Genomic DNA, 22,334 nt, shown 5'->3' on the forward strand with positions numbered 1-22,334 from the left:
GTTGGCGGGTGGCGGTGTCAAGAAGCCGTCAAGCCCGCGCGCCAGGCCGCGCCCTACAATTCGCGCACCTTTTCCCCTCATTGCTTGTGCCCGCCATGCCCGTCAACCTCACCGCCCCCGATCCCGCCAGCCTGCACCCCGTTCCCGGCGTTCGCCTGGGCGTGACCATGGCGGGCATCCGCAAGGCCGACCGGCGCGACCTCAGCGTCATCGCCCTCGATGAGGGCGCCAGCGTGGCCGGCGTCTTCACCAAGAACCGCTTCTGCGCTGCGCCGGTGCAGGTCTGCCGCGAGCATCTGGCCGGTCAGACCGAGGGCGCCGGCATCCGAGCCATCCTCGTCAACACAGGCAATGCCAATGCCGGCACCGGCGAAGATGGCCTGGCCCGCGCGCGCCAGAGCTGCACGGCCCTGGCCGAGCTGATGGGTCTGCAGCCCAGCCAGATCCTGCCGTTTTCCACCGGCGTGATCATGGAAGTGCTGCCGGTGGACCGCATCATCGCCGGCCTGCCCAAGGCCATCGCCGCCCTGCGCGACGACGCCTGGGGCGAAGCGGCACTCGGCATCATGACCACCGACACCTTGCCCAAGGCCGCCTCGCGCCAGATCCAGATCCAGGGCCAGACCGTCACCATCACCGGCATCAGCAAGGGCGCAGGCATGATCCGCCCCAATATGGCCACCATGCTCGGCTATGTCGCCACCGACGCCCACATCAACCCGGGCCTGCTGCAGACCCTGGTGACCGAGGCGGCCGATGCCTCCTTCAACCGCATCACCATCGATGGCGACACCTCGACCAACGACTCCTTCGTGCTGATCGCCACCCACAAGGCCCAGCATGAGCGCATCGAATCGCTGCACAGCGCCGAGGGTCAGGCCTTGCGCGAGGCGGTGATCGCCGTGTCGCAGCAATTGGCCCAGGCCATCGTGCGCGACGGCGAGGGCGCCACCAAGTTCATCTCGGTGGTGGTCGAGGGCGGCCGCGACGAGGCCGAGTGCAAGCTGGCGGCCTATGCCATTGCCCACTCGCCGCTGGTCAAGACCGCCTTCTTCGCCAGCGACCCGAACCTGGGCCGCATCCTGGCGGCGGTCGGCTATGCCGGCATCGCCGACCTGGACCAGGCCTTGATCGATCTGCATCTGGACGATGTCCATGTGGTGCGCGCCGGCGGCCGCCACCCCGATTACCGCGAGGAAGACGGCCAGCGTGTCATGAAGCAGAGCGAGATCACCGTGCGCGTCAGCCTGCACCGCGGCGCCGCCCACACCACGGTCTGGACCTGCGACCTCAGCCACGACTACGTGACCATCAACGCCGACTACCGCTCCTGAGCGAGCGCAGCGCGGCTCATGGCTCCGCGCAGCAGCCAGCAAAAAGCCCGGCATGCCGGGCTTTTTCTTTGGCGCATGGCGTCCTGAATGTCGGTTTGCGTTCAACCCAAAACTGAAAACCGACGCTGATTTACCACTCGAGTCTGGACGGATCAACAGGCTTTGAACCTGTGTCTCACCCAAGTCTGAACTATCGGTTTCTTGTTTCACTCAACTTTGAACGCTCGGCGTCACTTGGTCATCGAGCCCGGACCTCAACCGGCACCTCGGCCGCAATGTTGATTTGCTGGGCAACGAATGCGTAAAGGTCCTGCTCCGCAGCAGGTGCCTCGATGGAGATCAGCAGGCTGTAGATCGCGGCACGATCAAAGCGACGGTGAGAGGGCCGATTGCGCCACCAGCCCATGGTCGGAAAGACGGCCAGCTGCCCACGATTGGCCAACTGCGCGGCCGTTCCCGTCCAGCTGTCGGACACAAGGGAACCTCGCGTGCGCAACCGCTCACCGAGCGTCCAGCCTTGATCGTTGCCGCCGCCGCCCGGCAGGCCCTGCTCCTCGGCTGCTGCCTGAGCGTTGATCCGACCGCGGAACGCCGCTTCGGTCTCCAGTGGGCGCCGTACGGCGAAGCGCAGCGCATGTGACTGGTAGGCGTACTTGTCAACGCCACCACGCTCTCCCGGGTTCGGCTCGATGAAATACGACAGCGTGACCCGCAGCGTGACGGGCAAGTCGCCAAGCTCCTGCAGAACGTCGATGGGCCACGGCAGGTCGTGCAGGTGCATCTCGCAAGTCTTCACATCGCCATCGACCTTGTGATATGGCTGGATCTGGTCCTGCACGATCATGGTCAGCGAGTTGCTCGCGCTGTACAGGACACGCTCCAGGCTCGGCACGCCGTAGCCACAGTGCCGCAACAACTGGCGCATGTTGGTCTGGTTGCGCTGGCCCCCTGGCGTGTAAGTGTCGAGCATTGGCTGGGTCCAGCGCGCCGAGTGCACCATCAGTCCCCGAATGGTTTCCGGCCAGAAGCCGGGATAGGCGGCGGCGATGCGCGCGCACATGCCGGCGGCCAGGCCAGTGGCTGCACTGGTGGCCCAACTGAGCGAAAACAGCCGCTCGTTCGGCTCATGGCCGGTAGTCAGCAAGGACAGGCTGTCCATCGAACTGGTGAAACCCGATGCCTCGATGGCGGCGTTGCCGCCCTCCATGACGATGTCCGGTTTGTAGGGCCAGCCTTGCTGCCAAGTGGCCGACGTCGTCGTGTACGGGCTCAGCCCGCCGGCGCTGGCGATAGGCCGGTATCCGGGCGCGTCAGCCGAGATGGTCGTCATATCGGAATACGCCCCGACGGTCAGCGCATTCCAAGCTTGGCCTGGGTCATGGACGGAGCTGGTGCTCAAGCTGTGCGGGTACGCCGCCCACGCGGCACTGTCATTGGTGTTGCCTGCGGACAGAACGAACAGCCGTCGTGTGGCGCCCTGTCCTTCGTAATCGCAAGCCAGTCGGTCCACCTCGGCTGACCAGGATGAAGGCCGACCACGGTCGCGACCGTCGGTGGAGGACACCGCCATCGCGAACACGCGACGGCGCTCGACATCGGTGATCTCCACACGAGCGACCGCCTCCGCGGTGATCGCGCCAAATGACTCGCCCTCGTTATCACCCGGCCCACGCAGCACCTTCACCGACTCAAGGCGATGCGGAACCACCAGCGGCGCGTTCTCGGCCAGCGCGGCGGTGAGGTCGCCCAGCAAGGCCAGGCCTGCGAGTTCACTCCCATGGCCGTTCGCATCGTCTGGCCCCCAGGCCGGCTCTATGGCGTGGCGGTCCTCGTCTCCCACAAACGGCGCAAGAAGTGGGTGGCCGTGATTCACGCCAGTGTCCAGCAGCGTCACGTACGCGTTACCGGTCGGTTCGGAAACCAGCCGTTGCAGCAGATCGTCCTGCCAGTCGGCCTGCTCATCAAGCGGCAGGTTGGCGAAGAACTCGGCGGTGGTCTTGGCACGCCGCAGCTCCGCGATCATGTTCAACACCAGTGACGACTGCAGGAGTTGACGCTTGGCGCCATGGACCTGGGCGACCATCCGCTCGGGAAAGTGCAGCACGCGGTCGCTGACCCGCAGCCTTGCCATCTCGGCCACCTTGCGGAAATCGGCCAGCGTGCGCTCGGCATGCCCGCCGAGCGGCAGCCATGCCTCCCACCAGATGGCTTGGTCACCGTCGTCAGGCAAGGCGGCGACGTCATCCGTCCAGAGCGAATCGAAGGTCGCCACGCGCAGCGCGCTGATGGCGTCCACGAGCGCCTGGTGATCCAGTGGGGCACCCTTCTTGTTGGTCTTGCCTTCGACGTACTCGGTGATCAGGTTCTCGAAATGGCTCAGCTTGCCTTGCGGCACGAACACGGTGGCCAGGATCTGCGTGCCCTGGTGCCGAACGTTCATCAGCTCGATGCCACGATGGTCGCGGGCAAGGCTCGCGGCGGCCATGGCCACGCCCTGCTCGCTCTCGAACTCGACCTGGATGCCGATCACACTTTGCACGCCAGCTTCGGTTTGCTCGACCATACGCTGCTGTTGCGCTACGGCGACTTGTGCCAACTGAGCGCGCAGCGCGCCTGCATGCTGCTGCCGGTCCTTTGCCGGCACCGCCGCTTTGTCTCCGCCGCCGATGGCCTTTGCGGTATAGCCCTCAACACTGCGGGTGCCTTGAGGGAGCAGGTGCGGGCGGTGCTGCAGATCTCCGGTAGCCATTCAGCGAGCGCGCACTCAGGCCTTGGCCGCCGGCGTGCGGCGACGCACGGCCTGGCGTTGTTGGAGAAGAGCCTTGACATCGTCGGCCGGCACACTGACCTGGTCATGCATCACGGCTTCCTTGACCGCATCACTCACGGCGCGCGTGATTTCTGCATGGCTCAGCCCGACGGCTTCGGTCGTCAGCGCAGAGATGGCCTTGGTCGACTTCAGATAGCTACCCAGGCGCATGCGCAGCAGCGCACGAATCTCGTCTGCGGATGGCACGTGATACTCGACCAAGTCATCGAAGCGCCGGAACAGCGCGTCATCTAGGATGTCGACGTGGTTGGTGGCTGCGACGATCACGCTGCTGGACTCGTCCTGCTCGATCATCAGCAGGAAACTGTTGAGGATGCGGCGGATCTCGCCGACGTCGTTGGCCATGCCGCGCTGGCTGCCGATGGCGTCGAACTCGTCGAAGAAATACACACCTCTGGTGGAAGCCACAGCGTCAAACACCTGGCGCAGCTTGGCGGCCGACTCGCCCATGAATTTGGTGATCAACGCATCCAGGCGCACTACGAACAACGGGATGCCCAACTCGCCCGCCAAGGCAGCAGCCGTCATCGTCTTGCCGGTGCCAGAAGGACCGACGAGCAGGAGCTTGCGACGCGGGTGCAGGCCATGGCTGCGCAATTTGCTCAGATGTCGCTGCTCCTTCAGAACGCGCTGCAGCCCGGCGAGCACGGGCGGCGCCAGCACCATGTCCGACAGCCGGCGGGACGGATAGGACACGGTCAGCAGGGAAGCCAGCTCTCCCTTGGGGCGAGCAAGCGGAATGGCGCCGTCGGGAGAGCCCGAGGGTCGGCGCGACTTGGCGGCGTCAAGCAGATCGCGCAGTTCCTCGGCGAGCTTCCCGTGGCCCTGTTTGGCCTCGTGTGCCGCCATCTGCATTGCGACCGAGTAGAAATGGCGCTCGTCTCCCTCCGCATACGAGCGGAAGAGGGCTTTGAGTTGATCGCCATTGGCCATGTAGTCATTGTCGCGTAAAGCGGCCGGCGGAAGTCGTGTCTAGGGTTTGCATGGACTTCAGCGCCCATTCAGACTTGAACGCAATCAATTCGAGCTTCAGCGCAAACCGACACTGAAGACGCCCTCAGTGCTTGCAGCCCGGGCCATGGACATGAGGCACAGACGCCGCCTGCACCGGGATGCCGACCGGCTTGCCCTTGGCATGCGAGGGGTGCGAGCAGCCGGCGTGGCCGTGGTCATGGCCGTGGTCGTGGTGGTGATGCACATGCCCATGGTCGTGGCCATGGTCATGAGAACCGCAATCCGCATGGGCCGGCGCATCGACCACGCGCAGCGAGCCATCCTCGGCCACCAGCACATCACCGGCGTGCAGATGGGTGCCCTCCGGCAGCTGAATCTTCAGCGCCTGGCCCTGTTCATCGGTCACCTCCAGCGCATGCTGGTGGCTCTGTGCTTCGTCCAGCTTGACGACGGCCGCCCGCTTGAGCAAGGCCGGGGCCAGGCCCTGGCCGCCCGGCAGGCGTTTGGTGATGAGCAGGGCAGCGGAGGACGATTGGGTGTTCATGATGGGGCAGCAGAGGATGGAAATGAAAAAGCAGCAGGGTCGAAGCCGACAATGTAGCGAAGTCTGAATCGGTGTTTGAAAAGAGGGCGAAGGCGATGCAAGAAAACGGAGGAGCCCGTGGGCAAGAAACGGTGCAGGAGGGGCAGGAGGGGCGGAGGCCTGGATTCACCATTCGTTTGGCCGGCCCGGCCGATCACCCGGGTTTGGCGGCGCTGTACCGGCGCGCATCGCTGGCCAATGAGAGGGATCGTGAGTTCCTGCTGAGTGAGCCAGACTTGCTGCAGCTGGACAGCCTTGCCATTGACTGCGCTTGCATGTGGCTGGCCGAGGCGGCCGAGACCGGCGGCCGCATTCTCGGCTTCGTCAGCCTGGAGCCCGGCCCGGTGGACACCCAAACGGTGATGCTCGACGGCTTGTTTGTCGAACCTGATCTGTGGCGCCATGGCCTGGGCCGTGCGCTTCTGGCCCATGCTTGCGAGCGAGCCCACGCTTCGGGCGCTCGCTCCATGGAAGTGCTGGCCAACACCCATGCCCTGGCCTTTTATCGGCGCGAAGGATTCGAGTCGCTGGGCGAAGAGCCCCAGCGCTTCGGCGTCGCCCATCGGATGCGTCGGCAACTCGCCTGAGGCCCTGCGGCCGGCGTCGCGGCCAAGGCCTCAGAAATCCACCGCCTTGGTCCGCAAGCCGCGGGCGATCAAGGTGGCATTGATCAGCTGGGCTTGTTCGCGGCTGGCAAAGGGCCAGATGGCGGGGCGCCAGCCCTCGGGGGTCTGGAAGACTTGCGCCTGGCTTGCGCCGCCGCCCGGGTTGGCGGCCAGGGCCACCTTCATGCGTTCCAGCATGGCCTCGGCGTCGGCCTTGTTGGCGCTGACGGGGCCGACCAGGGCCACCACGGTCGCCTTGCCGGCTGTGGCCGCCGCGTTGCCGCTCGGCTTGCCGGCGCTCACGCCTCGCTCTTCCGACGGCTTGCCACGCGAATCCTTGGCCGTGGATTTGTCCGCCGCGTTGTCGACGGCGCTGTGCAGGCTGGGGCGCTCGCCGTCACGGCTGCTGATGCGGCCGGCGGTGATGGGCGAGGGCTTGGGGCCGTTCATCAGGTCGGCCACCGGGTCGGCGGGCTTGGCCGGGGCATTCTTGTCCTCGGCCTTGGCGGCCTCGCTGCCGGGGGCCGGGGCGTCGGCCAGCATGGGCCGGGCGTTCTTGCGCGGGATGGGCTTGACCAACTGCGGCCGGATGTCGGGTTGGGGCTCGCTGGCGGCCAGCTCGGGGCTGCTGTTGGCGCTGTCCTTGCCGGCGGCCTTGTCCAGGGCCGCTTGCTGGGCGGCAGCAATCGCGGCGGCCGTGGCTGCCGCGGCTTCACGCAGATCCAGCGGGGTGGGCAGGGCCGGCTTTAAAGGGGGGGCAGCGACTGCCGCGCTGGCAGCACTGCTGGTGCTCGACGGTGCCGTGTTCTCCGCGAACTCGGCCGCTGCCGACGCGGCGCTGGCTTCGGGGGCGGCCGGCCCGGCGGCTTCGCTGGCCTCAGGCTCGGCTGCTTGGGCCACCGCACTCGCGGGCGCAGAGGCTGCCACGGCGACGGCCGCGCTGGCGGCTGCAGCGGCCGCTTCCTCGGCCTCCTTGACGGCCTTGCGGCTGGGTAGGAGCAGCAGGGCGGCGCTCATCAGCAGCACGCCCAGGGGCAGCAGGGTCACGGCGCCCAGACGCCAGGGGCTCAGGCAGCGGCGGCCGATGATTTGCGGGCGCGGGTGGCCCTGGCCGACCAACACGCGGGTGCGCGAGCGGCCGGCGTCGATGGCCGCGGTGATCAGGTAGAGCTCGAACGGCCAGGCGCCGCCATTGCCTTGCGCGTCGCCACCGGCGCTGCCGCCGCCCATCATCAGCTCGTCGATGGGCACCACGCGCTGCGGCCAGCTGCCGTCGCCCGGCTGTTCCGAGTAGCCAAAGCGCTGGGCGAAGCTGGCGATGCGGGCCGGCGTCAGGCCGGCGATGAAACGTTCGCTGAAGGCCGGCCAGGTGTCCGAGCCGGCGGCGGGCCGCGGCTTGCCGGGCTTGGGGCTGCGGCTGCGCCAGTTGCGCAGGCCGCGCTTGAAGCGCTCGCCCCAGCTGCTGCGGTGCCAGAGTTCCTGGTCGGCCAGGGCGTCGAGTTCGGCGGCGTTGCTGTTGGCGGCGATGGTCGATTCCTCGCCCCAGGCCGCCAGGCTGTCGGGCGAGACCTCGTCGGTCAGCACCGGTTCGATCGGTTCCTGCGGGCGGCCGCTGCGGCTGCTTTTGCGAGCGGCAACGTCCGAGCTGGGCGCAGCTGCGCCGCCATTGCGCATGAAGGGCAGGGCCACGACGCCGATGGTGTGGACGTCGTAGATATTGATGCGTTTCGCGAGCGGGTGGCTGTTGTGCCAGGCCACCAGATGCTCGACCAATCGATCCATGGCGTGTCGGTCGCCCTTGTGTCTTCGTTCTTGCGTTGGGCTCGACCTGGGTTTCAGGGCCCGGGCGAGCCTGTGGAGTGTGCCTTGCAACTGTGCCCCAGGCGCGCCGGGGTGTTGGTCTTTGAAAGCCGGGATTTCCAGTTCAAACCGGCGCCGGCCTCAGCCCAGGGTTTTCAGCAGCCAGGCTTGCAGATCGCGCAGCTCTTCGGGGCAGACCGAGTGTTCCATGCGGTAGTCATGCCATTCGACCGTGTGGCCCAGGGCTCGCAACTGCTCGCGCGCCGCCTCGCCGCGGGCCGGCACCACCACCGGGTCCAGCCGGCCATGGGCCATGAAGATGGGTGTCAGGCGGTTGGCGTCGCTGCGCTCGGCCTCCAAGTGCTCGGCCAGCGGGTTGTAGCCCGAGAGCGCAACGATGCCGCCCAGGCGCTCGGGGTAGCGCAGGCCGGTGAACAAGCTCATGGCGCAGCCCTGCGAGAAGCCCATCAGCACGATGCGCTGAGCCGGCACGCCGCGGGCACGTTCGGCATCGATCAGGGCGGCGATGGCTGCGCCCGAGGCGCGCACGCCGTCGGCGTCTTCCTGGCGCTGCAGATCGACCTGGCGGATGTCGTACCAGGCGCGCATCACATAGCCACCGTTGATGGTGACGGCTTGTTCCGGCGCATGGGGAAAGATGAAGCGCACGGCGCCCAGGGCGCGCAGGTCCAGCTCTTCGCACAGGGGCACGAAGTCATGGCCGTCGGCACCCAGGCCGTGCAGCACGATCAAACTGGTGCGGGGATTGGGGCCGGTGTCGTGTTGCAGGGCGGGCAGGGTCATCATGGCGGTCGGTGGAGAGAAAAGGGGATGCAAGGCCGAGCTATGGGGTCGGGGCCCGAACGCCATTGTGGCCCGACCGGCTTCCAGGCTGGGTGACTGTGGCCACGGCCCGGCTGGGCCGGGCCGGGCCGGGCCTTTGGTTCAACGCTCGGCCTCGCGCATCAGGCGAAAGCCCAGCAGCACATAGCGGGTGTCAGGCCGGTTCCAGTTGCGAAAGCTGCTGCGTGTGTAGAACGGCCAGCTGTGCCAGCTGCCGCCGCGGCGCACCCGCACCTCGCCCTCGGGCGGGCCTTGCGGGTCGATGCGGGGCGAATGGGCGTAGTAGTCTTCGCCGTACCAGTCGGCCACCCATTCCCAGGCATTGCCATGCATATCGTGCAGGCCCCAGGCGTTGGGAGCGAATTGCCCCACGGGCGCGGTGAAGACATGGCCGTCACGGCCCGGCAAGGCCTGGTCCCGCCACTGCGGCCAGAGCGCGGCTGTGTCGGCATCGAAGACATTGGCCACCCGCAGCAGGCTGGCCGGCTTGTCGCCCGAGTGGTAGCGGCTGCGCGTGCCGGCGCGGGCGGCGTACTCCCACTCGGCCTCCGTGGGCAGGCGGTAGCGCCGCCCCTCGACCCGGCTGAGCCAGGCCGCCATGGCCTGGGCATCGGCCCAGCTGACATTGACGACCGGGTGATCGTCGCCCTGCGGGAAGCCGGGGTCGCGCCAGGAGTAGCGAGGCAGGCGGCCTACGAAGGCGTCATGGCGCGGGCTGGTGGCCGGGTCGTACTGGGCGTTGTAGCCGTAGGCGCCGGTGCCGTCGGCGATCGATTCCGGCACATGGCCGGAGGCTTCAACAAAGCGGCGGAACTGACCCACCGTCACCTCGTGCACACCCATCCAGAAGGGCTTGCTGATTTGCACCCGGTGCACCGGCCCTTCGTCCTGCAGCTTGCTGAAACGTTCGGGTTCGAGCGCCGGGAAGTCGCGCGCCAGACGGGCGGGCGATTCCCCGCTGCCCATCCGGAACTGGCCCGCGGGCAAAAGCCTGAACTGCATGCCCAAGCTGTTGCGATCAAGCGCGGGCTCGCCGGCGCTGCCGGGCCTGAGCCGCGGGCCGGCAGCCGCAGCGGCGCTGTGCAGCAATGAAAGTGCCAGCAGGCTGGCCCGCATGAACTTTTGAGCGCAGGATGTCATGGCTCGGATGGTAGGCGCACGCAATGACGGAAAATCGGCTTTTGCACGGACGCCGGCCATGTTTTCCCATCTGATCTCCGACCCCCAGGCGCCTGCCGCCCCCGCAGCCCAGGCCGACGCCCGCCAGCGCTTTCTCAAGCTGCTGCACACCGCCTTGCAGGACGGCAGCTTCGTCAAGCTGCTGCTGAGCAAGTACAGCGGCTCGCAGCCCCAGCTGGAGCGCCTGACCCTGCGCCCGGTGCAGCTGCGTGGCGAGGTGGCGCTGAGCCTGCTTTGGCGCTACCAGACCAAGGACATCACCAAGAACCTGGCCGTGCCGGAGGCCCTGGCCGAAGTGGACGCGCTGCTGGGGGCAGAGTTTCAGAACGCGCACCTGCAGACCCAGAGCCACGAGGTGCAGCTGGCCTTCAGCCGCAAGGGCCGCCCCAGCCTGCGCGTGGGCCGCAGCGCCGAGTCCGCCCCGCCTCAGGCCCAGGTGCAAACCCAGGGCCATGACAAGGAAAAACAACGTTATCTGGAACTGGATCGCCCCTTCTGGCGCGATCTGGGCGTGACCCATGCCGTGCGGCGCGGCGGCGAGGACGAGCTGCAGCTGGTGCCAGCCATGTCGCGCAAATGGAAGCAGATCAACAAGTTCATCGAGATTTTTGCCGCGGCGCTGAAGAACTCGGGCTTGGCCGAAAGCCCCGATGTGCATGTGGCCGATTTCGGCTCGGGCAAGGGCTATCTGACCTTTGCCATGCACGACTGGCTGCGCGCCCAGGGCAAGCAGGCCCAGGTGACCGGTGTGGAGCTGCGCGAGGACATGGTGCGCCTGTGCAATGAGGCAGCCCGCCGCCACGGCATGGAGGGCCTGCGCTTCGATCAGGGCGATGTGCGCAGCTACACCCCGCTGCGTCTGGACGTCATGATTGCCCTGCATGCCTGCGACATCGCCACCGATTACGCCATCCATTTCGGCCTGCGCACCGGCGCCCGCGTCATCATGTGCTCGCCCTGCTGCCACAAGCAGATTCGCCCGCAGATGCAGATGCCGGCCCAGCTGCGCCCGCTGCTGCAGCACGGCATCCATCTGGGCCAGGAGGCCGAGATGGTGACCGATTCCCTGCGCGCCCTGCTGCTGGAATCCCAGGGCTACGAAACCCAGGTCTTCGAGTTCGTCGCGCTGGAACACACCAGCAAGAACAAGATGATCCTGGCCGTCAAACGCCCCCAGCCCTTGAGCGCCGCCCGCCGCGCCGAGCTCTTGAGCCAGATCGCCGAGGTCAAGGCGTTCTACGGCCTGCGCGAGCAGTGCCTGGAGACTTTGCTGGCGGATTGAAGCCACCGCTGGTTTCGTCTCGCTTGATGGGGCGTTCTCGCCTCTGTGAGGCTGATGGGTTTTGCTCGTAAGGCCCTGCAGCCCGTGCCGCCACCGGGCTCATGGTTCCGGGGTCGATGTGCCCCCCGTCGGTGGAGAACGCCCACTTCGGAGGTGGCTCGGCCCGCCGACGGGCGATTTGTGCGCGGCCAAGGGCGCAGAGGAGCGGCTCAGGCGCGCGTACTCGCGCGCTTCAAGCGCTGACTCGGCGCCACTGTCTGACCGCAGTGAGCGCAGCGAACGGAGGGAGATTGGCGCCGCTGAGCCGCGGCGTGAGCACCGAGGGGAGTCGGCTCGCAGAGCCGACCCGCGAACCATGAGCCCGGCGGCGGGACGAGACACCGCAGCGTGAGCGATCGGCACAGTGGAGGACAGCCATGTGTCGGCTTGAGCCCTGGGCCGTTCAGCGCTTGTGTGCCTCAGAAGCAAAAAAAGCCCCGACCTTGCGGCCGGGGCTTGTGAAGAGCGCATGCCACCGCCCGGGACGCCGGCTTGGGAAGCAAGCGGGCGTGGGGCTGCGGTGACCGGGTGTTGCGCGTGCAGCGCAGGCTTGTGGCGAACGCGGGCGCTGGAGCGGGCTCCAGCGGGGCGCACGCGGCCTGCTCGCTGTGAAACGGAGAGCGTCGCCGGGGCGACGCCTGGCTTAGAAGGTGTCCCAGCCCCCGTCATCGGCCGGGGCTGGCGCTGGCGCGGGTGCCGGGGCGCGAGGGGCGGCTGCCGGGGCGGGCTTGCTGGTCTGAGTGCTTGCGGGCTTCTTGGCCGCAGCCGGCTTGGCCGCGTGCGAGGCCGCCTGGTGCGTGGACTTGATCGGTTTGCGGCTGGGCGCGAGCGCGGCTTTGTGCGCGCCCTGGGCTGAGAGCTTGAAGCTGGCCACAGCGTTCAGCAGACCCTGGGCCTGGTTGCGCAGGCTTTCGCTGGCCGCAGCGCTTTCCTCGACCAGAGCGGCGTTCTGCTGGGTGGCGCGGTCGAGCTGGGTCACGGCCTCGCCGACCTGGCTGATGCCCGAACTCTGCTCGCGGCTGGCGCTGCTGATCTCGCCGACGATGTCGGCCAGGCGCTGCACCGAACCGACGATGTCCTGGATGGTCTGGCCGGCGCGGTCCACCAGCTGGGTGCCGGTCTGCACGCGCTCGACCGAGTCATTGATCAGGCTCTTGATTTCCTTGGCAGCATCGGCGCTGCGCTGGGCCAAGTTGCGCACCTCGCTGGCGACGACCGCGAAACCACGGCCTTGTTCACCCGCACGGGCGGCTTCCACGGCAGCGTTCAGGGCCAGGATATTGGTCTGGAAAGCAATGCCGTCGATGACGCTGATGATGTCCGAGATGCGCTTGGAGCTGCCTTCAATGCCGCGCATGGTCTCCACCACCTCGCCCACCACCTGGCCGCCATCGCGGGCCACCTGGGCGGCGCTTTGCGCCAGCTGGTTGGCCTGGGCGGCGTTGTCGGCGTTCTGGCGAACGGTGGCGTTCAGCTCCTCCATGGTGGCCGAGGTTTCTTCCAGCGACGAAGCCTGTTCCTCGGTGCGCGAGGACAGATCGGCATTGCCTTGGGCGATCTGGGCGCTGGCGGTGGCCACCGATTCGGCGCCGTCGCGCACATCGCTGACGGTGCCCATCAGACTGGTTTGCATTCGGGACAGGGCGCTGAGCAACTGGCCGGTTTCGTCCTGCGAATCGCTGTGGATGGCCTGACTCAGGTCACCGCTGGCGACGCGGTCGGCGGCCTGCACGGCCAGGCTCAGCGGGGCGGTGATGCCACGGATCAGGGCCGTGGCCATCATGGCGGCCGCCACCAGGGCCAGCACCGAGACGATGGCCAAACCGGTCAACGCTGATTTGTAAACTTCGTCGGCGTCCAAAGCCGCATCGTCGGCGCCCTTGACATTGAGCGCCACGATTTTTTCAGCGCTGCTGCGGGCGCCCTCAAAGGCCTGGCGAGCACCGCCGCCCAGCTGCTTGCGCGCCTCATCGGCATTGCCGGCAGCGGCCGTGGCCAGCGCTTCTTTCGCCAGGGCTTGGTAGCTGTTCCATTGCGCCGTGAACTGCTCGTAGAGCTTGCGCTCTTCCGCACTGCTGATCAGCTTCTCGTACTGGGATGCGTCTTTCTTGAGCTCGTCCTGCGCATGGCTCATGGCACTCTCGGCGGCGCTGATCTGTTCCGGGGTGCTGGCGTTCACGCGCAGCAGCACGCCGATGCGGAACTCGCTCAAGTCCCCGTTCAAAGCCGAGGCATAGCGCACCGAGGGCAACCAGTTGTGGCTGATCTCGGAAGAGTCCATTTGCACCTGGTGCACTTGCCGGTAGCCGAACAAGGCCAGCAGGACAAGCAAGCCGGCCAGCAGGCCGAAGGCAGCGCGCAGCTTGCCGGCAATGGTCAGGTTCTTCAGAAGCTGCATGGAGACATCCCCCGGACGGCTCGAGGCCGCAGAGTTGCGATGAAGGTGCGAGCCTGTTCGGGCTCAGCACGCATCATCGGGGGAAGCGCCTTGCAGGAAAGGCGAATCAGACCGGGCGTAGGGCGCTTGTTCTCAGGACGTTCACTGGCCCGGCCTGGATCGGGCCCAGGCCGCCAGGTCCTCGGCCTGCGGTGGGCCCAGCACCCATTGCACCGGCCGCCCGGGGCGCAGCAGCGCGATATAGGGGGTGATGCCACGCCAGCCGGGGTCGACGCTGTAGCGCAGGGCGGCAGCCTGGCCCTGAAAGGCGAAGACCCGGTCGGCGCGCTTGTAATGCGGGTTGGCCAGCAGCCCGCTGTCATCCTCGCCTGGGGCCTGGTCCATGACGACGGCGATCAGCGGGGCGCGCTGGCGCTTGCGCTCTGGCGCGGCTGCCAGCTGGGCCAGCACGGCGGGGCAGTGGCCGCAGTCGGTGCTGGAGAAGACCACCAGGGCCGGTGTCTTCAGGCTCGCCTGCAGCTGCGCCCAGGCCTGGCTGTCGAAGGCTTCCACCTGACGCTTGGCTTGGGCCGGCGCCGCGGCCAGCAGCAGCCAGGCCGCCAGGCCGAGGGCCTGAGTCCGCCATCTCGTTTCAGGGCGAGTTCTTGAGGGCAATGACATGGATCTGCTCCTGGGTGCGCCAGAGCGCGTAGAGCCGCTGGCCGTGGCGCAGCAGGCGGGGGTGGTCGTTGTTCAGGCCGGTGGCGGCCAGTTCGCGCAGCTGGAAGCTGCTGCCGCCGTCGCTGGACAGCCAGGCGCGCAGGCGCTGGCTCTGCGTCGCGCCGTCGAAGCTGCGCCAGACGATGGCCAGCTCTGGGCCGGCCGCGATCACATCGGCGTGCTCGGCCCCGGCATCGGGCAAGGCCTGGACGGCGCCGACCGGGCGGCCCTGGGCGTCCAGCCGGCCATAGCGCACGGCCGCCTCGCCGCCGCGCAGGCCGAACCAGACGGCGTGGTAGCCACCGCCCTCGGCCGGCGTGAGGCCTGGGCCGTGGTGCGGGCAGGCATCCACGGCCCAGCGGTCCAGGCTGGCCCGCACCGGCGCGGCGGGCGGCTCCGAGGCCGCGCCCTGCAGCAGTGCAAAGCCATGGTCACGCTCATTCGGCTCGAAGACATGGCGCCAGAGCGCCGCCATGCCGCCCTCGGGCGTGGGGCTCAGGGCGATGCGGCAGCATTCGCAGCTGTGATCGGCCACTTTCAGATCAGGCCCGAAGCTCGCGCCGCCATCCGTCGATTCATTGCGGTAGATGGCGGCGCCGCGGTAGGGCTTGCCGGTCGGCTTGCCCTGGGCCGCGGCGGTCTTGCTCAGCTCCAAATCGCGCTTGTCGATCCAGACCGTGTGCAGCACGCCGCGCGCATCGAAGGCGATCGATTCGAAGCGGTGGGTGATGACTTGCCGGTCCGCGTGCACGGTGAAGGGCGGGCCGAAGCTGGCGCCGCCGTCTGTTGAGCGCAGCATGCGGATCTCGCCGGTGTAGGGCTTGGCCAGCGGCCGCGTGTAGCTGATCACCACGGTGGCTTGCGGGCCGAAGGCGATCTTGGGCCGGTTCTCGCCGTCGGCAACCGGCTTCTCGCCGGCGATGTCCAGCAGGCGCGGTGCTGTCCAGCTGCGCCCCTCATCGGCGCTGCGCTGCACAAACAGCCGGCCTTGCGCGTCCAGGCCGCTGAGCCAGAGTTCGCCCGCGGGCGAGAAGGCCGCGCCCACGGCCAAGGCGGGCTTGCCGGTCTTGGCCGGCCGGGCTGCCGCCGCGGCGTGGTCTCCGCCATGCTGCGCCCAGGCGGCCGGCAGCAGCGTGGCCGCCACGCTGAAAGCGGCGCAGAGTCTGTGCAATCGTGTCGTCATGTGGATCCCTTCTTCACTCAGTAGCGGGCCCGGATTTCGGTGAACAGGGTGCGGCCGGGGTAGGGGTGGGCCTGGTAGCCACGGCGGTCCGTGGCATTGTCCAGACCCAGGGCCAGCTCGAACTTGGGGCTCAGCTGGACGCTGCAGCGCAGGTCCACAAAGGTGAAGGAGGAGACGCCGCCGTAGACATTCGGGTTGCTGTCGAGGTTGTACGTGTCGTTGTAGGCGCGGCCCGAGTGGCGCAGGCCGAGGCTGGCCATCCAGCGGCTGTTCGGCCGGTAGGCAGCCAGCACATTGGCGCGGACCTTGGGCACACGCAGCCACCATTTGCCCACGCTTTGCGGGTCACGTGCATTGGCCAGCACTTTGGAATGGGCAAAGGCCGCGTTGACATCAAGGCTCAGGCCCTGGATGAACAGATCCTGGGTCTGCCAGACCAGCTCCAGGCCGTAGGTGCGCACCCGGTCCACATTGGAGACCCGGGTCACGCTGGGCAGCACGCTGGTGTCGCTCTGGCGCAGGATGGCGTCGCGCACATCGTCATGGAACAGCGAGACGCGCAGGCGCTGCAGCTCCCAGTCCTTCTCGGCGCTGAACTCCAGTGCGTTTGAGCGCTCGGCCTTCAGGTTTGGGTCGCTCTGGGTTTGCGAGGTGGCGGTGAAGGTGCCGTTGTACAGCTCTTCCACATTGGGGAAGCGTACGCCACGGCCGAAGCTGGCTTTCAGCGTCAGATCGGGCTGGGCCATCCAGGCGAGCGAAGCCTTGGGCGAGGCGCCGCTGAGCTTGCGCTCGGCATAGGGCAGGCTGCGCTGGAAGCTGCCGTCGCCCATGGCCTGGCATTGCGCACCGGCCTCGGCCTTGCAGCTGGCGACGCGCAGCAGCTGCAGGCCGTCCGTCGTGCGGAACTGCTCCTGGCGCAGACCCAGGGTCAGGGTCAGGTCGGGCTGCAGCTTCCAGGCGTCCTGCGCGTAGGCGGCAATCACCTCGCTGCGGCCGCTGTAGCTTTGCGTCAGCACCGTCTCGCCGCTCAGCCAGTTCGGCGCCTTGCGGCTGGGGCTGTTGAGCAGGTAGGCATTGCGATGCAGCCCCAGGGTCAGGGCATGGCGGCCATCACCCCAGTCGCCGGCCACCGGGCTGTAGGCGGCCTGCAGCTCCAGGGTGTTCCAGCCGGTGCCGTCGCGGCGCGTCCACAGGCCTTCGCCGCCGGCTTGGGCCTGCGGCTCGGGCAGGTTCGCCTGGGCCGCGATATCGCGCAGGATGCGGTAGTTGGAATAGACCAGGGAGGCATTCCAGCCGCTGGCGTAGCGGGTCTTCAGGGTCAGGCCGCCGTGGCGGTGCAGTTCGTCGCGGCTGGACGGCGCGAAGGCGCTGTCGGGGATGACGAAGCGATTCACGCCGTCGCTGACCGCGCCCGACCAGACGGTGTTGCCGGCCGCGTCGCGCAAGAACGGCCGGTTGCTGTTCTGCGTGTCATTGGTCCACAGGCCCAGCATGGCGCTGGCCATCAGCTCGGGTGTGAAGGCATAGCCCGCCTTCAGCTTGAGCATGTCCTGCACCGTGTGGTCGATGGCGCCACCGCTGGCGCCGAAGACGGCGCGTGCCGCGCCCTTGGGGTCGCGGTCGTAGACGATGCCGGTGACGATCTTGTCGCCCGGTTTGGCCGGGTCGAAGGCGCCGGTCTTGGCGTTCACACCGGCGCTGAAGTAGTTCATCGGCTGCGAGGTCGAGTCCTGGTGGTTCAGGCTGGCCGTGTACCAGAGGCCCGAATCCAGGCGGTTGCCGACATAGGCCGAGAGCTGGTGGCCGCCGTAGCTGTCGGCCTGGCCGTACTGCGAGAAGCGCTGGCTGTAGCCGGTCAGCCTTGCTGAGGCTTCCAAGCCGCGCGGCTCGCGCTCGGTCGTCACCACCGTGGTGCCGATCGAGTTGCCGGGGTAAATGGCCGAGAAAGGGCCATAGAGCATGTCGACGCGAGCGATCGCCTCGGGCGTGATCATGTTCCAGCGCGGGCCGTCGAAGCGGCCGAGGAAGTTGCTGATCAGGTAGCCGTCCACATAGGCCAGGCCGCGGCCCGGTTGCAGGGTGCCGAAGCTGCGGCCGCCGATCATCGAGTTGCGGTCACCGATATAGCGCTTGCGGATGCTGGTGTTGGGCAGGTATTTCAGCGCGTCCTCAGGGTTGAAGAGGTTCTGATCGCGCAGGTCCTCGGCGGTCTTGCTTACGCTGTTGCTGGGCAGATGGGCGGCCAGGCCGGAGCGCAGCGCAGCGCCGGTGATCAGCACCGGGGCGAGCTGCTGGTCGGTGGCCACGCCTTGGGCCTGGGCGACGGCCAGCGGGAAGAGGGCGGACAGCGCGAGCACGAGGGCGCGGCGGCGGGGCAGGGCGGCGCAGCGGCCGGCAGAAACAGGGGACGACATGGAGCGGAATCCGGGTGGCAGTGCGCACAGCGCGGCGGCTGTGGCAGATCGATCAATCAAGGGCTGGCTGGGCCGCTGCGAGAGCGGCGGTCCGGCTCAGAGCCAGGGCGGCGGCCAAAGGCCGGCCGCATGCGGTGGATCAGGCCGCGGTGGGTGGCGCGCGCGACTGCGGCGGCGCCCAGGCATGCATGCTCTGCGGCGCGCTGAGGAAGCGCACCGGCATGGCCTGGCGGGGTGAGCCGAGCAGGGGCAGGGCCTGCTGCGCTGGCGGCGGGGCGGCCGCCTGCTGGGCCTGCAGATCGCAGGCCGGGCAATGGTGGAAGAGGCCGTGCAGCGAATCCTTGTCCGCCGCCTGGCGCGCGGCCAGCACCGACTGCTGCGCGCGCGGCGAGACCACACTGCTGCGGCAGATCTGGCTCCAGCTGCTGGGTTCGCCGCGCAGGGCGCCCAGCACCTGGCTCAGGGCCGGCGCCAGCGCCATCAGCAGCACGCAGCAGGCCACCCAGCCGCTGAAGAAGCGGGCATGGCGGCGGAGCGGGGTCAGGTGAAGCACAGGCGCGATTGTAGGCAAAGGGTCGGGGCCGGCCGCTTGCGCTGGGTCATTGTCAGTGCTTGTGGGCGTGCTCGGCAGCGGCCGGCTTGCCCATGGCGCGGGCCTCGGCCTTGATCTCCTGTTCCACGCGCTTCTTGTCGCGGCCTTCGAACACCAGGGTCAGGTCCACGGCCTCGCCGGCGGCCAGCGGCTTCTTCAGGTCCATCAGCATGATGTGGAAGCTGCCCGGCTTGAGCTCGACCAGCTGGCCGGCCGGCAGATCCAGGCCCTCAACGGCACGCATCTTCATGGTGCTGCCTTCCATCTTCATTTCGTGGATCTCGGCCACGCTGGCCACCGAGGAGCGCACCTCGACCAGGCGGCTGTCGCTCTTGGCCTTGAGCTGCACAAAGGCACCGGTGGCTTTTTGCGGGGCCACGGTGGCGCGCACCCAGGCCTGGCCGATGTCGACCTGGGCCCAGCTGCTGGCGCTGGCCAGTAGGCTGAGGGACGCGGCGGCGAAAACACGAGTCAGGAAAGTCATGGTGAGGCGCTCAATCAGGTTGCTAGGAAAAATTGATTCTAGGTGGCGCTGGGCGCCGGGCAGAGCAGATCCAGAAGCGTCCGTGCGATCACTTGGGTGGCGCGGCGCAGGTCCTCCAGTTGCAGGTGCTCGTCGGCCCGCTTGGCATTGCTCTCCAGCACCGTGCGCGGCCCGGCGCCGTAGATGGCGGCCGGGATGCCGTGTTCGCCGTAGAGCCGCACATCGGTGTAGAGCGGCGTGCCCGAGGTCGGGATGGGCTCGCCGAACACGGCTTCGCCATGCTTCTGCAGGGCCTCGACCAGAGGCTTGTTGCCGGCCTGGGGCTTGAGCGAGCGGGCCAGCAGCAAGCGCTTGATGTCCACCGTCACCCCGGCGGCATGGCCGCCGAAGCGGGCCGCGGCGCCGCGGATCAGCTCACGCAGGTTCGCTTCCACGGCCACCGGGTCTTCCTCGGGAATCATGCGTCGGTCGAGCTTGAACACCACACGGCCGGGCACGACATTGGTGTTGCTGCCGCCCTCGATGCGGCCGACGTTGAGGTAGGGATGGTTGATGCCGGGCACCTCGGAGCTGATCTTCTGGTACAGATCGTTCTGGGCGTAGAGCACTTGCAGAATGGCCACCGCGCCTTGCAGCGCGTCGATGCCGGTGCTGGGGTAGGCGGCGTGCGAGGCCCGGCCTTGCACCGTCACCTCCAGCTGCAGGCAGCCGTTGTGAGCCGTCACCACCTGGTAGCTGAAGCCGGCGGCCAGCAGCAAGTCGGGCTTGCTGAGGCCTTGCTTGAGCAGCCAGCCCGGGCCCAGCTCGCCGCCGAATTCTTCGTCGTAGGTGAAATGCAGCTCCAGGCCGCCGCGCAGGGCCACGGCGCCCTCGGCCTGCAGGGCCTCCAGCGCGCGCAGGGCGAAGGTGTAGCTGGCGAAATCGCTCTTGCTCACGGCGGCCGCGCGGCCATACAGGCGGCCATCGACGATCTCGCCGCTGTAGGGCCCATGGCTCCAGCCCTCGCCGGGCGGCACCACATCGCCGTGGGCATTGAGCGCCACCACCGGCCCGCCCTCCGCATAGCGCCGGCGCACGATCAGGTTGGTGATGCTCTCCATGCCCTGGGCCTGCACCAGCTCGGCGGGCACGGCATGCTTCTCCGCGGTCAAGCCCATGGCCGCCAGCAGCTCGGCGGTGCGCTCGGCATGGGGCGCGTTATTGCCCGGCGGTGTGTCGGTGGGCACCTGCACCAGGGCTTGCAGATAGCGCACTTCCTCGTCGAAATGGGCGTCGATCCAGGCGTCGAGCTTGTTGTAGTTCTGGGCGGCCTGTGTCATGGGTTGTGTCATGGCGTGTGGCCCTCCGCGGCCAGTTGATTCAGCAGATGAGTGAAAGCTTGGGCGGCCAGCTCGATGTCGTCGTTGTTCGTCGACTCCAGCGGGTTGTGGCTGATGCCCTCGTTCTGGCCGCGCACAAAGAGCATGGCCTGGGGCATGCGCTCGTGCAGCTTCATCGCGTCATGGCCGGCACCCGAGGGCAAGTGGAAGACCTGACAACCGGTGGCGGCCACGGCGCGCTCCCAGCGGGCTTGCCAGCTCGCGTCGCTGGGCGCGGCATTGGCGGCCAGGGTGGGCTGCAGCGTCCAGCTCAGGCTACGGCGCTCGCAGATGCGGATCAGCGCCTCGCGCACTTCCGCGTCCAGCGCGTCGCGGGCGACGTCGCTGGGTGCCCGTAGATCCAGGCTGAACTGGCAGCGGCCGGGGATCACATTGATGGAGCCGGCTGGCACGTGCAGCTGACCCACGGTCCCCACGGTGCCTGCACTGGCAGCTGCACATTGCTCGACAAACAGCAGCAGCTCGGCCACCGCGGCGGCCGCATCGCGCCGCTGGCCCATGGGCGTGGTGCCGGCATGTGCAGCCTGACCGATCACCTCGCCCAGGTAGCGCCGGCCGCCGTTGATGGAGGTGACCACGCCCAGGGCCAGGTCTTGCCCGTGCAGCACCGGGCCTTGTTCGATGTGCACCTCGACAAAGCCGAGGTAGCGGGCGGGGTCGCGTGCCAGCGCCGTGATGGCCTCCATCGTGCCGGGCAGACCGGCGGCCTGCATGGCCGCGCGCATGGTGATGCCCTCGCGGTCTTGCAGCTCCAGCCAGGCCGGGTCGAACTGGCCGGTCAGGGCGCTGGAGCCCAGGAAGGTGGCCGGGTAGCGCTGGCCTTCCTCCTCGGAGAAGGCCACCACCTCGATGGCAAAGGGCAGGCGCCGCCCGCCGGCCTGGAGCTCGCGCACGCAGGCCATGGGCAGCAGCACGCCGAGGCGGCCGTCGTGCGGGCCGGCATTGCGCACGGTGTCGTAGTGGCTGCCGGTCAGCAGGCGCGGTGCGTCGGTTTGGGCGCCGTGATAGACGCCAACGACATTGCCGACGGCATCGATTTTCACCTCGTCGAAGCCGCTCTCAGTCATCCAGGTCTGCAGCTGCGCGGCCACAGCCTGGTGGGCCTCGGTCAGGTAGGTGGCGGTCAGCTGGCCGGCTTCGAGAAAGCCGGGCTCGGAGTGCCGGGCCAGCTCATGCGCCCAGTCCCAGACCTGGTTGCCCAGACGGGGCTCGACCCCGAACTTGTCATTCAAGCGGATCTCGGCGATGCGGTGGATCTGGCGCAGGCACTCGGCCCGCTCGACGTCTGCCGGTTGGGCCAGGCGGCGCGCAAAAGTGGCGATGATCTCGGCCCGGCTCAGGCCCAGGCCCCGCGGACCGCGCACGGCCAGGATGAAGGGCCAGCCGAAGCGTGCGTTGTAGTCGGTGTTGAGCTGCTGGATGCGCGCGAACTCCTCGGGGCTGCAGTCGCTCAGGCCTGCGCGGCTTTGCTCGCCCGTGGATTCGGCCGTCAGGCTGCGCGCCAGCATGGCCTTGCCGGCCAGCTCGGGGTGGGCGCGGATCAGGCCCAGCTGCTCGGCCTCGCTGGCCTCGCGCACGACCTGGGCCAGGGCTTGCTTTAGTGCCGTCAGATTGAGCAGGGGCCGTGCGGACGCGGCGCGTCGGGCGATCCAGGGTGAGTGCTCGTAGACGCCGTCCAGCAGGGCGACGAAGTCCTCGACGCTGGCCGCGTTCAGGGTGTTCAGGTTCAGACTCAT

The 22,334-nt window shown here is 68.1% G+C and carries 17 protein-coding genes; 3 read left to right on the forward strand and 14 right to left on the reverse strand.

The window, feature by feature from the left end:
• Positions 1-95: 95 nt before the first annotated feature.
• Positions 96-1,334, forward strand: a complete 1,239-nt coding sequence (argJ, locus tag OOB33_RS12230) for a bifunctional glutamate N-acetyltransferase/amino-acid acetyltransferase ArgJ (protein WP_271008866.1) — start codon at positions 96-98, stop codon at positions 1,332-1,334.
• Between the two features lie 238 nt (positions 1,335-1,572).
• On the opposite strand, the gene OOB33_RS12235 is transcribed toward argJ, so the two are convergent.
• From OOB33_RS12235 to OOB33_RS12245, 3 genes are all read right to left on the reverse strand, one after another.
• A complete protein-coding gene (locus OOB33_RS12235) occupies positions 1,573-4,083 on the reverse strand; it encodes a S8 family peptidase (RefSeq protein WP_271008867.1) in 2,511 nt (836 codons plus the stop codon).
• A gap of 15 nt (positions 4,084-4,098) precedes the next feature.
• Positions 4,099-5,097, reverse strand: a complete 999-nt coding sequence (locus tag OOB33_RS12240; protein ID WP_271008868.1) for an AAA family ATPase — start codon at positions 5,095-5,097, stop codon at positions 4,099-4,101.
• A 124-nt stretch (positions 5,098-5,221) separates the two neighbouring features.
• The gene (locus OOB33_RS12245; RefSeq protein ID WP_271008869.1) at positions 5,222-5,662 is read right to left on the reverse strand and encodes a hypothetical protein; all 441 of its coding nucleotides are present in this window, start codon (positions 5,660-5,662) and stop codon (positions 5,222-5,224) included.
• A 176-nt stretch (positions 5,663-5,838) separates the two neighbouring features.
• On the opposite strand from OOB33_RS12245, the gene OOB33_RS12250 reads away from it, so the two are divergent.
• On the forward strand, positions 5,839-6,288 hold the full coding sequence (locus OOB33_RS12250) for a GNAT family N-acetyltransferase (protein ID WP_271008870.1): 450 nt from the start codon (positions 5,839-5,841) through the stop codon (positions 6,286-6,288).
• A gap of 30 nt (positions 6,289-6,318) precedes the next feature.
• On the opposite strand, the gene OOB33_RS12255 is transcribed toward OOB33_RS12250, so the two are convergent.
• The 3 genes from OOB33_RS12255 to OOB33_RS12265 form a co-directional block, all read right to left on the reverse strand.
• Positions 6,319-8,088, reverse strand: a complete 1,770-nt coding sequence (locus OOB33_RS12255) for a hypothetical protein (protein WP_271008871.1) — start codon at positions 8,086-8,088, stop codon at positions 6,319-6,321.
• 159 nt (positions 8,089-8,247) lie between these two features.
• Complete coding sequence (locus OOB33_RS12260; protein ID WP_442953004.1) at positions 8,248-8,913, reverse strand: alpha/beta hydrolase; 666 nt, start codon at positions 8,911-8,913, stop codon at positions 8,248-8,250.
• A 138-nt stretch (positions 8,914-9,051) separates the two neighbouring features.
• Complete coding sequence (locus OOB33_RS12265) at positions 9,052-10,089, reverse strand: formylglycine-generating enzyme family protein (protein ID WP_394341023.1); 1,038 nt, start codon at positions 10,087-10,089, stop codon at positions 9,052-9,054.
• A 58-nt stretch (positions 10,090-10,147) separates the two neighbouring features.
• Between OOB33_RS12265 and OOB33_RS12270 the strand changes: the two genes are divergently transcribed.
• Positions 10,148-11,410 carry a class I SAM-dependent methyltransferase gene (locus tag OOB33_RS12270; protein WP_102767646.1) on the forward strand — a complete coding sequence of 421 codons (1,263 nt, stop codon included), beginning with the start codon at positions 10,148-10,150 and terminating at the stop codon, positions 11,408-11,410.
• Positions 11,411-12,092: 682 nt separating this feature from the next.
• On the opposite strand, the gene OOB33_RS12275 is transcribed toward OOB33_RS12270, so the two are convergent.
• The 8 genes from OOB33_RS12275 to uraD all read right to left on the reverse strand — a co-directional run bounded on the left by OOB33_RS12275 (position 12,093) and on the right by uraD (position 22,334).
• Positions 12,093-13,847, reverse strand: coding sequence for a methyl-accepting chemotaxis protein (locus OOB33_RS12275; protein WP_102767645.1), 1,755 nt, complete (start codon positions 13,845-13,847; stop codon positions 12,093-12,095).
• Between the two features lie 141 nt (positions 13,848-13,988).
• Positions 13,989-14,507: a hypothetical protein gene (locus tag OOB33_RS12280; RefSeq protein ID WP_133155153.1), complete on the reverse strand. Its 519-nt coding sequence runs from the start codon at positions 14,505-14,507 to the stop codon at positions 13,989-13,991.
• Complete coding sequence (locus OOB33_RS12285; RefSeq protein ID WP_271008872.1) at positions 14,479-15,729, reverse strand: sialidase family protein; 1,251 nt, start codon at positions 15,727-15,729, stop codon at positions 14,479-14,481. Before OOB33_RS12285 ends, OOB33_RS12280 begins: the two co-directional genes overlap by 29 nt.
• A gap of 17 nt (positions 15,730-15,746) precedes the next feature.
• Positions 15,747-18,143 carry a TonB-dependent receptor gene (locus tag OOB33_RS12290; RefSeq protein WP_271008873.1) on the reverse strand — a complete coding sequence of 799 codons (2,397 nt, stop codon included), beginning with the start codon at positions 18,141-18,143 and terminating at the stop codon, positions 15,747-15,749.
• Positions 18,144-18,282: 139 nt separating this feature from the next.
• Positions 18,283-18,696 carry a DUF2946 family protein gene (locus OOB33_RS12295; protein WP_271008874.1) on the reverse strand — a complete coding sequence of 138 codons (414 nt, stop codon included), beginning with the start codon at positions 18,694-18,696 and terminating at the stop codon, positions 18,283-18,285.
• 52 nt (positions 18,697-18,748) lie between these two features.
• Positions 18,749-19,219: a copper chaperone PCu(A)C gene (locus OOB33_RS12300; protein WP_271008875.1), complete on the reverse strand. Its 471-nt coding sequence runs from the start codon at positions 19,217-19,219 to the stop codon at positions 18,749-18,751.
• A 38-nt stretch (positions 19,220-19,257) separates the two neighbouring features.
• Positions 19,258-20,550, reverse strand: a complete 1,293-nt coding sequence (locus OOB33_RS12305) for a M20/M25/M40 family metallo-hydrolase (protein ID WP_271008876.1) — start codon at positions 20,548-20,550, stop codon at positions 19,258-19,260.
• Entirely contained in the window at positions 20,547-22,334 is a 1,788-nt protein-coding gene (uraD, locus tag OOB33_RS12310) for a 2-oxo-4-hydroxy-4-carboxy-5-ureidoimidazoline decarboxylase (protein ID WP_271008877.1), read from the reverse strand. The genes OOB33_RS12305 and uraD overlap by 4 nt, the downstream gene beginning before the upstream one ends.

This window comes from Paucibacter sp. B51 (assembly GCF_027863535.1).
In the GTDB taxonomy this organism is placed as follows: Bacteria; Pseudomonadota; Gammaproteobacteria; order Burkholderiales; family Burkholderiaceae_C; genus Paucibacter_A; species Paucibacter_A aquatilis.